A 12,649-nucleotide genomic window follows, 5' to 3' on the forward strand; every position below is an offset into this window, starting at 1 on the left:
GTATCACTCCCCTCCTACTCGTAATCGTTCAGAATGTCGCCGAGCGGGTCACCGGAGCCACCGCCCATGCCGCCACCCTGCTTGGCCAGATCCTTGAGGCCAAGGTAGATGAGGGCAAGGGAGATGCCGATGAGGCCAAGAGCGATCAGCGTGAGCTGAGGGATGGCAGCAAGGACAAAGCCGAGGATGAAGAACGGCCAGGTCTCCTTGGTGGCCATCATGTTGATGACCATGGCGTAACCGACGGAAGCGACCATGCCGCCGCCGACAGCCATGCCGCCGGACAGCCAGTCGGGCATAGCGTTAAGCGCGTTGGTAACCGCCTCGGCCGGGATGATGCACAGAAGTACTGCCGGGATGGCGATACGAAGGCCCTGCATGAGGATGGCGGCGTACTGCCAGCGCTCGATGCCGGAGAAGTCGCCCTTCTCGGCGCAACCGTCCATGGCGTGAGCGATAGCGGTAGCCAGGGTACGGCAGATCATGGTCAGGAACAGGCCAGCGACCGACAGCGGGACGGCGACGGCGATGGCGGCGGTAACGGCCTTGGCCGAATCGGTGGCGCCACCGTTGAGGGCGAGCACCATGATAATCGAAGAAGCGACCGAGGCCAGAGCGGCGTCAGGCGCGACGGCGGCGCCGACGTTAGCCCAGCCAAGGGCCATCATCTGGAGCGAACCGCCCAGGAGGATGCCCTCCTGAAGGTGACCGGTTACGAGACCGATAAGCGTGCATGCCACGAGCGGCTGATGGAACTGGAACTCATCCAGAATGCCTTCCATACCGGCAAGCAACGCGACAATCGCAACAAGCAGAATAGTGATTGCAGACATGTATCGGACCCTCCTTTACTATGCTTGAGCGGCCAGTTCGGCCTTAGCTTTCTTCAACATGGCGTCGAGATCCTCGGAGGAATCCGAAGGAACCTTGCGGACCTCGAACTTGACGCCCTTGGCCTTGAGGGCCTCGAGAGTCTTAACGTCGTCATCGCCCATAGCGACGGCGTTGGTGACGACGACCTTGCCCTTGGAGTGAGCCATGGAACCGATGTTGACTTCCTTGATGTCGACGCCGGCCTCGATAGCCTTGAGCAGATCCTGCGGGTTCTCAAAGAGCAGCATGGCCTTGGTGTCACCAAAGCGCGTGTCCTTGACAACCTCGGCCATCTTCTTGATGGGCACGACGTTGGCATGGACTCCCGGAGGGGCAGCCTGCTCGATCATGGTCTTGCGGAGCTCGTCGTGAGCAACGCCGTCGGAAACCACGATGATGCGGTTGGGGTTGATCTGCTTGGTCCACGTGGTGGCCACCTGACCATGCAGCAGACGGGTGTCGATACGGACGTGGGCGATCTTGATGTGCCCATCGCCGATGACCGTTCCCGGAGGGATGGCGCCTGCAGGAGCAGCGGCGGCCGTGGCCGGCTTCTTCTCCTCGGGCTCCAGAGACTCGGGCTTGACGCGCACGCCAGCCTTAGCCTCAGTCACGAGATGTTTTGCGATCGCATGTGCAGTGTTCTTTGCGTCAAAGCGCTGCGAATATGCCTCGATGAGCATAGGCAGGTTGACACCGGTGACGATAGCCCAGGAATCGTGGCCCTCGATGAGACCGCTGATCTGGTTGAACGGCGTGCCGCCCCACAGATCAACGAGGAAGAGCACCTGCTCCTGGTCCTCGAAGGAAGCGATTGCTTCCTCGACCTTGGCACGGAAGTCGTCGGGGCCCATGCTCGGCTCGAGCGAGACCACGGCCACAGACGGCTGATCGCCAAAGACCATCGAGCCCGTCTGCTTGATTCCGGCTGCCAAGTCCCCGTGGCTAGCAAGAACAATACTTACCATCACATAACCTCCTCTTTGTCTACGTATTTCCTACACGACATGAAAGGAGTATACCTGTTCGTCCTGTAAAATTATAGAGAAAAATGCGAATGATTGGATAATTTGTTTAAACGTCTAGGTTTGTTACAAGTTGATTACGTTACTGCTTTTTGACGGATTACACGCCAAGGCATCACTTATCAAGCCATTCATTTTACAGATACAAGCAGGCTGGTCATTAATATCGATTTTAGGCAAGCGCGAATGCGCTTGTACTGCAGTTATTTTGTTTAAACAGACATAACTTGACTATTAGCGTGACTTATGCACTAACGTAAGTAGTCATTGGGGACGTTCTTAAACGACTAGTCAAACAAGAACGTCCCCAACGACTAGGGGCTAGACGATGTGGAGGGGGTTGGCAGCGTCGACGGCATCGGGGGCGTCGGAGAGGCCGTCGGGAGCAGCATCTGGCGGGTCCTCGTCGGGGGTCTCAATCTGCTTGATCATGACCTCCTGGCCCTGCAGCAGGTATGTCTCGCCGCTACCGCAATGGGGACAGATCTTGCCGTGCTCGACCGTCGCATAGTCGCGGCCGCACGCCTCGCAATGCGTCACGGCCTCGACAGGCTCCACGATAAGCTCCGTGCCCTCGGTGATAGGCTTTTTATCTGCCGCCCAGCGCCAAGCGTCGAGCAGCAAGTCGGGAACGACGCCCGAGACCTCGCCCAGCAGCAGCGTGACGCTCGAAACGCGACTCACGCCATTGGCGCGCGCCACGTTCTCGACATCGCGAATAATGTGATAGACGATTCCCAATTCATGCAAGGTAGAAACCTTTCAGCAACGGTTGATGCGATGTCAGCCAAACGTCAGCGAGCGGCGATCCAGGTGCCCCAGGTTGCCCCGAAACAAGGCGTCCGCTGGGCTTTTTGCCCGCGGCGCCGCAGTTGAGGGGCAAGATGGGGTATCTGGGCGCCGCGCAGCGTCGGCAGTGCCGCCGTTCGTTAGAACGGCGGAACCTCATTACTTCTTCCCGAATTTGATCTTGATGGCACGCTTGAGCGCGTACTTGCCCAAGCTGGGGAGCTTTTGCTCGTATTTGACCATCGTGGAGCACTCGGGGCGGTCGCGATCCAGGTGGATGGCATCGAACGCGCACTTGGTAGTGCACAGACCGCAGCCGATGCACTTGTTGGGGTCGACGATCGAGGCACCGCAACCCAGGCAGCGAGCGGTCTCGGCGCGTACCTGCTCCTCGGTAAAGGTCTCGATGTACTCGCTAAAGGGCGCGGCCTTCTCGCGCTCGCGGTCGACATGTGCCACCTCGCGGCTCGCGTTGTCGTAGCTCTCGATCACGACATCGTCGCGGTCGAGCGCGATGTAGCGGCGCTGGTTGCGGCCGATGGTGAGCGTGGAGCCCGGTTGCACAAAGCGGTGGATGGACACGGCGGCCTCGTGACCGGCAGCGATGGCGTTGATGGCAAAGCTCGGACCGGTGTAGACGTCGCCGCCCACAAAGATGTCGGGCTCGGCGGTCTGGTAGGTCTGAGGATCGGCAAGGGCACCCTGGCCACGGCCAAGCTCCACCTTGGAGCCAGCCAGCAGGTCGCCCCACACGATGGACTGACCGATCGACATGACCACGCGGTCGGCGTCGACACGACGCAGGTCGTTCTCGTCGTACTCGGGCGCAAAACGGCCCTCGTCGTCAAAGACACGCGTGCAGCGCTTGAAGGTGATACCGCACACACGACCGGCCTCGTCCAGATGGACCTCCTTGGGGCCCCAGCCGCAGCTGATGTGGGCGCCGTCCTCAACGGCCTCGCGACGCTCCTCCTCGCTGGCGGGCATCTGGTCCTCGCTCTCCAGGCAGAACATCTCAACGTGCTCGGAACCCAGACGGCAGGCGTTGCGCGCGACATCGACAGCCACGTTGCCGCCGCCCACCACGATGGTGCGGCCGGGCAGCGTGTCGATCTTGCCACTGTTGACCTCACGCAAAAAGTCGACGGCCACGGTCACGTCCTCGGCATCCTCGCCCGGAATACCGGCGAGGCGGCCGCCCTGGCAGCCAATGGCAACATAAAAGGCCTTAAAGCCCTGCTCGCGCAGCTCGTCGAGCGTCACATCGCGACCGACCTCCACGCCATAGCGGAACTCGGCGCCCATCAGGCGAATGACCTCGACCTCGGCCTCGATAACATCCTTCTGCAGCTTAAAGCTGGGAATGCCATAGGTGAGCATGCCGCCCGGGCGCTCATTCTTCTCGAACACGACGGGCTTGTAGCCCTTCTCGGCCAGGTAGAAAGCGCAGGACAGGCCGGCCGGACCGGCACCGATGATGGCGATCTTCTGGTCGAAGCCGCCGGCGCGCGTCGGGGTCACCACAGGTGGGACATAGCGGGTCGCGGCATCCAGATCGCGCTGGGCGATAAACTTCTTGACCTCGTCGATGGCCACGGCCTCGTCCACGCGACCGCGGGTGCAGGCATCCTCGCAGCGGCGATTGCACACACGGCCACAGATAGCGGGCAGCGGGTTCTCGCGCTTGATGAGCGCTAGCGCCTCGTCATAGCGGCCCTGCGCCGCGAGCTTCAGATAGCCCTGAACGGCAATGTGCGCGGGGCAGGCCGTCTTGCAGGGCGCGGTGCCGGAATCGTGTGTCTCGATGCGGTTGTCGTTGCGGTAGTTGGGCGACCACTTGGTGTGGTCCCACTTGGTGGCATCGGGCAGCTCCTGGCGCGGATACTCGGGCACCTGTCCGCCGGCCTTTTTGCTGCAGAGCTTCTGGCCGAGCTTGACGGCACCAGCCGGGCACACCTCAACGCAGCGACCGCAGGCTACGCACTTGTCCTTCTCGACCTTGGCGACATAGGCCGAGCGCGACAGGTTGGGCGTGTTGAACAGCTGCGAGGTGCGCAGGGCGTAGCACACGTTGACGTTGCAGTTGCAGATGGCGAAGATCTTGTTCTCGCCGTCGATATTGGTGATCTGGTGCACAAAGCCGTTGTCCTCGGCCTGGCGCAAGATGTCATAGACCTCCTCACGCGTCACATAATGGCCGCGGTCGGTCTCAACCACATAGTCGGCCATATCGCCCACGGCAATGCACCAGTCGGCGGGGTCGTCGGCACAGCCCTCGCCCATCACACGACGGCTCGCGCGGCAGCTGCAGGTGCTGGCGGCATATTTGCCCTCGTATTTGTCGAGCCAATGCTCGATATGCTCGATCGGCACCGAGGTGCTCGAAGCATCGATAGCCTTCTCGACCGGAATGACGTGCATGCCGATGCCGGCGCCTCCGGGCGGCACCATCGGCGTGGCTTTGGACAGCGGCCCCTTGGACGCCTGCTCAAAGAACTTGGCATAGACCGGATGCTCCTCGAGCTGGCTCACGCGCATGTTGAGGAACTCGGCGGAACCCGGCACCAGCATGGGCAGTACCCACTGCTTGGCGCGCTCGGGATTTTCCCAGTTGTACTCGAGCAGACCCGTGTAGCTCATGTCGTCGAGCATCTTCTCGATCTGGGCCTCGGGCATGCCGGTGAGCTTGACCATCTCGGGCAGCGTATAGGGACGGCGCATCTTCATCTTGCAGAGCACTTCGGCCTGCTCGTCGGTTGCGGCCTCGGCAAACGACCAGTACTCGTAGCCCAGCAGCTCGTCGCGATGCAGCAGACGGTTGGTGCAATGCTCGCACAGCTTGACAATGGCCTCGCGCGGATGCTCCGGCAGCGGCGGCACGAACTCCGAACCGATGTCGGGCTCGGTGTAGCTAATTCCCGGTCCGTTGAGAATCATGGTTGTCCCTTCTCTTGCCGCAGCCCGACGAGGCCGCAGCGCCCCTCTTTTTTGCAGGCCGGGCATGCCCCCATGCCGTTCACCCGCCATTGTTGACATTATGTCAAAAATAGTATTGACGAACCGTCAACACTATTCAAGACTATTAGGCGAACGGTCGGGCCCAAACGGATGAAAGGCGGCAAGCGCATGAGCGATAACGCAGCGAACACCCCTGTGGCCGACGCCGTCCCCACGCCCGACAGCGCGGCAAAGCGCCTGACAGGTGACGAGCGCCGTCGCGAGATTCTCGCCGCCGTGCGCGCCGTGAGCTCCGAGCTGGGCGTGTCCCATCTATCCGTCTCGGCCGTGACCAAGCGAGCCGGCTGCACGCGCTCGCTGTTCTACCACTACTTCGTCGACATGGACGCCGCCGTCACCGCCGTCATGGACGAGGCAATCGACGGTTTTATCTCCGAGCTCGAGCAGTGGAATGCCAGCCGCATCGTCGGTGATATCGAGGGCGCACTCGACACCGTCGCCCCGCTCTTTAAGCGCCTGGTTGTGAGCGGCCACGAGCTGCCGAGCACGCTCATCTCGAGCAGCGGCGCGCTCTACGGCGGCTTTCTGCACAACGTGGTCCAGCGCGTGGCGCAATACATCTGCGACACCACCGTGGTGGACTTTGTCGCCCATCATGACCTGCGCATCGACCATGTCTACGAGACGTTTTACACCCTCATCATGGGGCTGTTGATGTACATCCGCACGCACCCCGATGTGCCCGACGAGACGGTTAAGGAGATTATCGCCTCGACACTCCACATCGAGGGCTACACCGCCAAGTATTCCGAGCGCAAGCCCAGGAACTGATGACATTTGGCCAAACTGCCCGCGACGGAAGAGGGGCCGCGGGCGTATGAAAGGAGAGCAGCATGCTGTTCGATGTTTGGGGTAGCGATACCCTTATCCACTGGGCCGGCTGGGCGATGGTCTTTATCGGCTTGATCGTACTCAACGAGGTCGGCCGCCGTACCAAGCTCGGCGCGGCCATCATCTTTGGCGTGGCTCCGCTGGCCATGACCATCTACTGCATCGCCATCGCCGTCGGCGTTTCGCAGGGTGCCGAGTGGGCGCTCACCAACCCCACCCATGTATACCAGAACAGCTGGTTCCATTACGCCAAGGTATACGCGGCGCTGGCCGGCTGCTGGGGCTTCATTGCCATTAAGTACCAGTGGGGCAAGATCGGCAAGGCGCATTGGTTCCGCGCATGGCCGTTTGTGATCGTCGCCATCAACATCTTGATTGCCGTCGTGTCCGACTTTGAGAGCGCCTATCACTTCTTTGTCCTGGGCGAGTCCACCTGGGTCACCTCCGAAGGTGCTACGCAGCTGGCCGGCTGGAACAACGTGTTCAACGGCATCGCGGGCATCATCAACATCTTCTGCATGACCGGTTGGTGGAGCGTCTACGCCTCCGAGGACAAGACTGACATGCTGTGGCCCGACATGACCTGGGTCTACATCATCGCCTACGATATCTGGAACTTCTGCTACACCTACAACTGCCTGCCCACCCACTCCTGGTTCTGCGGCTTTGCGCTGCTGCTGGCGCCCACTGTCGCCGCCTTTATCTGGAACAAGGGCGGCTGGATCCAGAACCGCGCCTTTACGCTGGCCATTTGGTGCATGTTTGCCCAGGTGTTCCCCTACTTCCAGGAGGAGTCCATCTTTGTGACGCACTCCACGCTCGACCCCGGCGCCGCCACCGCGGTCTCGATCGTCGCACTGGTCGCCAACATCGCCGCGATCATCTACGTCGCCTACCGTGCCAAGAAGCTCGGCCGCAACCCCTACAAGCAGGATGTCTTTGAGGGCACCAGCGATTGGGAGAAGGCCACTGCCCGTCGCGCCAAGGTTGATTACGCGCACGCCGAGTAACGCGCCTGACGCAAACATCGCTTGAGCACGAAGCGGCATAGCCGGCTCCGCGCAACTCAACGCACTGCAGAGCCCCCGGAATGTGATTCGTTCGCGTTCCGGGGGCTTTTTGCTGCCGCGAGGATGCGGCTAAACGATACGCTCGGGTTAAATCGGATCTTATATTTCGCATGCGCTTTATATGGCTCCATTTTTGGGTACAGTGTTGAGCCGATATTGCATTGGGGGATATATGAGCGATGAGACACGTGGCCGCGAGGATGCGGCCCAGGATGCGGAAGCATGTGCCGAGGCCCTGGAGAGCCTTGACCGGATTGCGTTAGACGAGCTCTCGTTGAGCGATTTGGCCGTCGACGCGCAGGACGAGATGCGCGAAGGCACTGAGGACGAAGGCAGCGACGCCAAAGACGCTTCTGACGAGGCCGAAGCCGAAGCCGAAGAGGACGATAGCAAGGACGACGTCCAGTCGGAATCCGCCTCGGGAGAAGGGACCGCCCTGCTTGGCAGCTTGCCTGCCGATGACTCGCTCACCCGCGAGCTTCCTGGCCTGGGTTCTGCGCCGGCCGTCGACGAGACCATCGCCATGGGCGATATTCCCCTGCCGTCCGTTCCCTCGGCACGCGAAGCCAAGGCTCGCCATCACAAGATGTCGCCCAAGCGACGCAATTTGATGGTTGCCGGCGTCGTTGCCGCCGCGCTCGTTGCCGGCGGCGCGGGCTATGCCGCTTGGAACGGATACCAACAAGAACAGGCCGCCATCGCTGCCGTCAACGCCCACACCATGATGTCGGTGCAGATTGGCGTACATGCCGCAGGGCTCGACTGTTCCACCGGCTCCAAGATTCCCGTGCAGGTGAGCGGGCAAGACTCTGACGGCTCCTCCGTGAGCGAAACGCTCTACGTTGACGAGCACGGCCGCGGTATTAAGCTGCTGCCTGGCGACTATACGCTCTCCATCGCTGGGTCCCCCATCGCAGCTGACGGTACCATTTACACCGTGCCGACCACCAAGGCGCAGGTTAGCGTAAAGAGCGACGGGCAGGACCTGAGCGCTCAGGCATCCTTTAAGCTTAAGGTACCTTCGGCAGACACGGTGACCGACGACCAGATCGATGCCGCGGCCAAGTACGCCGAGGAGGGTGGCGTGAGCTCTGCCGCGGTCGCAAAGGTGCTCCAGCAGGCGGCAACCGCGCGCCGTGACGCCGCCGTCAATGCCATGAGTTCCCGCGAGGCGCAGGCGGCCCGCGACGCCGATGCTCGGCATAAGGCAACGAACCTGTATCAGCTCGATATTCCCGTTGAGTGGTACGGCAAAGTCGCGACTTGGCAAAACGGCAATACGCTGTGCATCTATCTTGCCAGCGACAGCAATACGCCGATCGCGACGCTTGTCGCAGTGCGCGACGGCGAGAGCTTTACGCCCGATAAGGGCGATACGGTTTTGGGTGCGGCAAGCCTTGGCAACGGCTACACGGTCTACGCCAGCGGCCCCGTCTATCCGTATGTGGTGCCCCAGACCATCAACGGGCGCACGCAAGACCCCGTGTCGACCTACCCCATGGACACGGCCATCGATCTTGTCGAGCTTACAACCGGCAACCGCTATACCTATAGCCAGATCAAGAACGTACTGGTCGGCAAAGACGGCAAGGCAGACGCCGCGACCAAACTCGAGACCGACTACCTCGCCCAGATTCTGATGCCAAGCATCAAGGCCCAAGACTAGCCGGCCGCAGCGAGGGTAGCTAATTTGGGACGGGGCTTTTTTAGCTGCCCCGACCGTTAATCGACTAAACCGGCACATTACCAGCCGGGGCAGCTAAAAAAGCCCCGTCCCAAATTAGCTACCCTGCAGGAGTTAGCGCCACGGATCGGCTTCGAACATCGGCTCGCGCTCGGGGCGGCGATCGCTGTAGGGATCGTAGCCGTCGTCGTCCTCGTTCTCGGCACGGATGTAGGGGTCGCGCGGCTTGGGTGCCGGCTTAGGCGCAGGCTTGGGTGCGGCGGGCGCTGACTCAGGCGCCGGTGCGTTCGTCTCGTTCTCGTCTTTCATCTGCATAGCTCCTTGCCATGTACTCACGTTCAACATCATCGATTGTCGCACGAAAAAGGGCGGCGGACCCAATTGGATCCGCCGCCCTTGGCGTTTGGCTCAAAAGGTAGATTTTAAGGCATGGCCCAACAATCTACTCGGCGTCGGGCACCTCGTAGGTGGCAGACGGCGTGTTATCGCACACGACGGTAAAGGCACCGTCCTTGTCGACGTCAACCGTCACCTGATCGCCCTCGCGCACCGTACCGTCGATGATAGCGGCGGCGATGGCGTCCACGACCTCGCGCTGCACCAGACGCTTGAGCGGACGGGCACCAAAGACCGGGTCCAGACCGCCCACGGCGAGCATCTGCTTGGCCGCCGGGGTGATGGCAAGCGTCATGCGCTCCTTGGCCAGACGTGCGCGGACGTCGGCGAGCTGAATATCGACGATCTTTTCGATCTGCGCCATGCCGAGCGGATGGAACACCACGATATCGTCGATACGGTTGAGGAACTCGGGACGGAAAGTCTGAGCCATGGCCGCGTCAACCTGATGGCGCATCTCCTCCTCGTCCTTGCCCGAAAGATCGGCGATAGCCTTGGAGCCCACGTTGGACGTCATGATGATGATCGTGTTCTTGAAGGACACCTGACGACCCTGACCATCGGTCAGACGACCGTCGTCGAGCACCTGCAGCAGCACGTTGAAGACATCCGGATGAGCCTTCTCCATCTCGTCGAGCAAGATCACGGAGTACGGACGACGGCGCACGGCCTCGGTGAGCTGTCCGCCCTCGTCGTAGCCCACGTATCCCGGGGGTGCACCGATCAGACGCTGAACGCTGAACTTCTCCATGTACTCGGACATGTCGATACGCACGAGCGCGCGCTCGTCATCGAACAGGCACTCGGCCAGCGCCTTGGCGAGTTCGGTCTTGCCCACACCGGTGGGGCCCAGGAAGAAGAAGCTGCCGATGGGCTTGTCCGGATCGGAGAGGCCCGCACGGCTACGGCGCACGGCCGCGGCGACGGCGGAGACGGCCTCATCCTGGCCGATGACGCGCTTATGCAGCTCGCCTTCCAAGCCCTTCAGCTTGTCGAGCTCACCCTGCATCATCTTGGAGACGGGCACACCGGTCCAGGCGCTCACGACCTCGGCGATCTCATCGGAGGTCACCTGCTCGTTGAGGCCTTCACCGTCCTGCTGCTTTTGTGCCTCGAGCGCGGCCTCGGAATCCTGAATCTGCTGCTGCAGACCCGGAATCACGGAGTAACGCAGCTCGGACGCACGGCCCAAGTCTCCGTTGCGCGTCGCACGTTCCTCTTCGCTCTTGGCCTCATCGAGCATGCCCTTGAGCTCCTGCACATGGTCGATGGCGTTCTTTTGGTTGAGCCAACCGGCCTTTTGCACGTTGAGCTTTTCTTGAACCTCGGCAATCTCCTGGCGCAGGGTCTCCAGACGCTCCTTGGAGGCGTCGTCGGTCTCCTTCATGAGCGCCTGTTCCTCGATCTGCAGCTGGGTGAGCTGACGCGTGGTGGCGTCGATCTCGACCGGCATGCTGTCGAGCTCCATGCGCAGGCGGCTTGCGGCCTCATCGACCAGGTCGATGGCCTTGTCGGGCAGGAAGCGGTCGGCGATATAACGATCGGAGAGGTCGGCGGCGGCCACGAGCGCGCTATCGGTAATGTGCACGCCGTGGAAGATCTCGTACTTCTCCTTGAGGCCACGCAGAATCGAGATGGTGTCCTCGACGGTAGGCTCGCTCACCATAACGGTCTGGAAACGACGGGCGAGCGCCGCGTCCTTCTCGATGTACTTGCGGTATTCGTCGAGCGTGGTCGCGCCGATCGCGTGCAGGTCGCCGCGGGCGAGCGCAGGCTTGAGGATGTTGCCGGCGTCCATGGAGCCCTCGGTGGCACCCGCGCCCACAATGGTGTGGAGCTCATCGATGAACAGGATGACCTTGCCTTCGGACTTTTGCACTTCCTTGAGCACGGCCTTTAAGCGGTCCTCGAACTCGCCGCGGTACTTGGCACCGGCGACCAGCGCGCTCATGTCGAGCTCGATGAGGTCGCGGTCGCGCAGCGTGCTCGGCACGTCGCCGGCCACGATACGCTGGGCGATGCCCTCGACGATGGCCGTTTTACCGACACCCGGCTCACCGATGAGCACAGGGTTGTTCTTGGTGCGACGGGACAGGACCTGGATAGTACGACGAATCTCGTCGGTACGGCCGATAACCGGATCGAGCTTGCCGGCACGGGCCAGGTCGCAGATGTTGCGGCCGTACTGCTCCAGTGCCTCAAACTGGGTCTTGTCCTTGGCGGACGTCACGCGGTCATCGCCGCGCAGCTCCTCGTAGACCTGCTCGATACGCTCCTTGGTAACGCCGGCGTCGCGCAGCACGCGGCCCGCCTCACCTTTGTCCTCGGCAAGCGCCATCAGCAGATGCTCGGTCACTACAAAGCTGTCGCCCATCTTGGTGGCCTTTTTCTCGGCCTTCTCGATGACACGGACGAGCTCGTTGGACAGGCCCATCTGCTGGCCCTCGCCCGAAACCTTGGGTGCGCGGTCGATGGCATCTTGCGTGGAGTGTGCAAGCTGGGCTGGGTCGGCGCCGATGCGCTCGATAATCACGGAGATATTGCGCTCGCCGGCACCGAGCAGGGCGGACAGCAGGTGAATCGGCTCCACCGCGCCGGCCTGTGCGTCGGCAGCCGTGCTCATGGCGGTCTGTAACGCCTCGCGCGACGTCATTGCTAGCTTATCGATTCTCATGGAATCACCTCTCTTGGGGCGGCCGCCCTACGGGGCGGCTTCACGTTGTCCGAGAAGTATTGTTGCCAGCTTTGTACGATCTTATACACAAATCTAAGTCTCTATATATAAGATTTTCTGAGTGATTGATGGATAGGGAGCAGGCACGCTCACCCGCTGCGGTCTCGTCCCCTTACTATCTCAATCTGTAACATCTAGCGGCTGTTTATGGCTCCAGATGTTACAAATCAAGATGAAATGACCAGCGGCACCCGTTTGTCTCAATCTGTAACATCTACTCGGCAAATAG

General features: G+C 61.3%; 9 protein-coding genes. 3 read left to right on the top strand and 6 right to left on the bottom strand.

Annotated elements, in window-relative coordinates:
- Positions 1-14: 14 nt before the first annotated feature.
- The 4 genes from ACTNBY_RS06410 to ACTNBY_RS06425 form a co-directional block, all read right to left on the bottom strand.
- A complete protein-coding gene (locus ACTNBY_RS06410) occupies positions 15-833 on the bottom strand; it encodes a PTS mannose/fructose/sorbose transporter subunit IIC (RefSeq protein ID WP_055285302.1) in 819 nt (272 codons plus the stop codon).
- 18 nt (positions 834-851) lie between these two features.
- On the bottom strand, positions 852-1,841 hold the full coding sequence (locus tag ACTNBY_RS06415) for a PTS sugar transporter subunit IIB (RefSeq protein ID WP_154518426.1): 990 nt from the start codon (positions 1,839-1,841) through the stop codon (positions 852-854).
- A 378-nt stretch (positions 1,842-2,219) separates the two neighbouring features.
- Positions 2,220-2,648, bottom strand: coding sequence for a hydrogenase maturation nickel metallochaperone HypA/HybF (locus ACTNBY_RS06420; protein WP_441015388.1), 429 nt, complete (start codon positions 2,646-2,648; stop codon positions 2,220-2,222).
- Between the two features lie 198 nt (positions 2,649-2,846).
- Positions 2,847-5,624 (bottom strand): FAD-dependent oxidoreductase, encoded by a 2,778-nt coding sequence (locus ACTNBY_RS06425; RefSeq protein ID WP_441063852.1) that lies wholly within the window; start codon positions 5,622-5,624, stop codon positions 2,847-2,849.
- A gap of 189 nt (positions 5,625-5,813) precedes the next feature.
- Here ACTNBY_RS06425 and ACTNBY_RS06430 point away from each other — a divergent pair, with 189 nt between their 5' ends.
- The 3 genes from ACTNBY_RS06430 (at position 5,814) to ACTNBY_RS06440 (ending at position 9,272) form a co-directional block, all read left to right on the top strand.
- Positions 5,814-6,476 carry a TetR/AcrR family transcriptional regulator gene (locus tag ACTNBY_RS06430; RefSeq protein WP_427719312.1) on the top strand — a complete coding sequence of 221 codons (663 nt, stop codon included), beginning with the start codon at positions 5,814-5,816 and terminating at the stop codon, positions 6,474-6,476.
- A gap of 62 nt (positions 6,477-6,538) precedes the next feature.
- The gene (locus ACTNBY_RS06435) at positions 6,539-7,546 is read left to right on the top strand and encodes a DUF5692 family protein (RefSeq protein WP_154518417.1); all 1,008 of its coding nucleotides are present in this window, start codon (positions 6,539-6,541) and stop codon (positions 7,544-7,546) included.
- Between the two features lie 232 nt (positions 7,547-7,778).
- Positions 7,779-9,272 (top strand): hypothetical protein, encoded by a 1,494-nt coding sequence (locus tag ACTNBY_RS06440; RefSeq protein WP_441063853.1) that lies wholly within the window; start codon positions 7,779-7,781, stop codon positions 9,270-9,272.
- A gap of 132 nt (positions 9,273-9,404) precedes the next feature.
- On the opposite strand, the gene ACTNBY_RS06445 is transcribed toward ACTNBY_RS06440, so the two are convergent.
- Together ACTNBY_RS06445 and clpB are read right to left on the bottom strand one after the other, a co-directional pair.
- Positions 9,405-9,599: a hypothetical protein gene (locus ACTNBY_RS06445; protein ID WP_229770727.1), complete on the bottom strand. Its 195-nt coding sequence runs from the start codon at positions 9,597-9,599 to the stop codon at positions 9,405-9,407.
- A 133-nt stretch (positions 9,600-9,732) separates the two neighbouring features.
- Entirely contained in the window at positions 9,733-12,360 is a 2,628-nt protein-coding gene (gene clpB / locus ACTNBY_RS06450; RefSeq protein WP_441063854.1) for an ATP-dependent chaperone ClpB, read from the bottom strand.
- Positions 12,361-12,649: the final 289 nt, after the last annotated feature.

Source organism: Collinsella sp. HCP28S3_E12, from assembly GCF_052065595.1.
In the GTDB taxonomy this organism is placed as follows: Bacteria; Actinomycetota; Coriobacteriia; order Coriobacteriales; family Coriobacteriaceae; genus Collinsella.

Bases quoted from the DNA above. Each gene is read 5' to 3' on its own strand.
- ACTNBY_RS06410 (WP_055285302.1), bottom strand. From the start codon at position 833: ATGTCTGCAATCACTATTCTGCTTGTTGCGATTGTCGCGTTGCTTGCC.
- ACTNBY_RS06415 (WP_154518426.1), bottom strand. From the start codon at position 1,841: ATGGTAAGTATTGTTCTTGCTAGCCACGGGGACTTGGCAGCCGGAATC.
- ACTNBY_RS06425 (WP_441063852.1), bottom strand. From the start codon at position 5,624: ATGATTCTCAACGGACCGGGAATTAGCTACACCGAGCCCGACATCGGT.
- ACTNBY_RS06430 (WP_427719312.1), top strand. From the start codon at position 5,814: ATGAGCGATAACGCAGCGAACACCCCTGTGGCCGACGCCGTCCCCACG.
- ACTNBY_RS06435 (WP_154518417.1), top strand. From the start codon at position 6,539: ATGCTGTTCGATGTTTGGGGTAGCGATACCCTTATCCACTGGGCCGGC.
- ACTNBY_RS06440 (WP_441063853.1), top strand. From the start codon at position 7,779: ATGAGCGATGAGACACGTGGCCGCGAGGATGCGGCCCAGGATGCGGAA.
- ACTNBY_RS06445 (WP_229770727.1), bottom strand. From the start codon at position 9,599: ATGAAAGACGAGAACGAGACGAACGCACCGGCGCCTGAGTCAGCGCCC.
- clpB (WP_441063854.1), bottom strand. From the start codon at position 12,360: ATGAGAATCGATAAGCTAGCAATGACGTCGCGCGAGGCGTTACAGACC.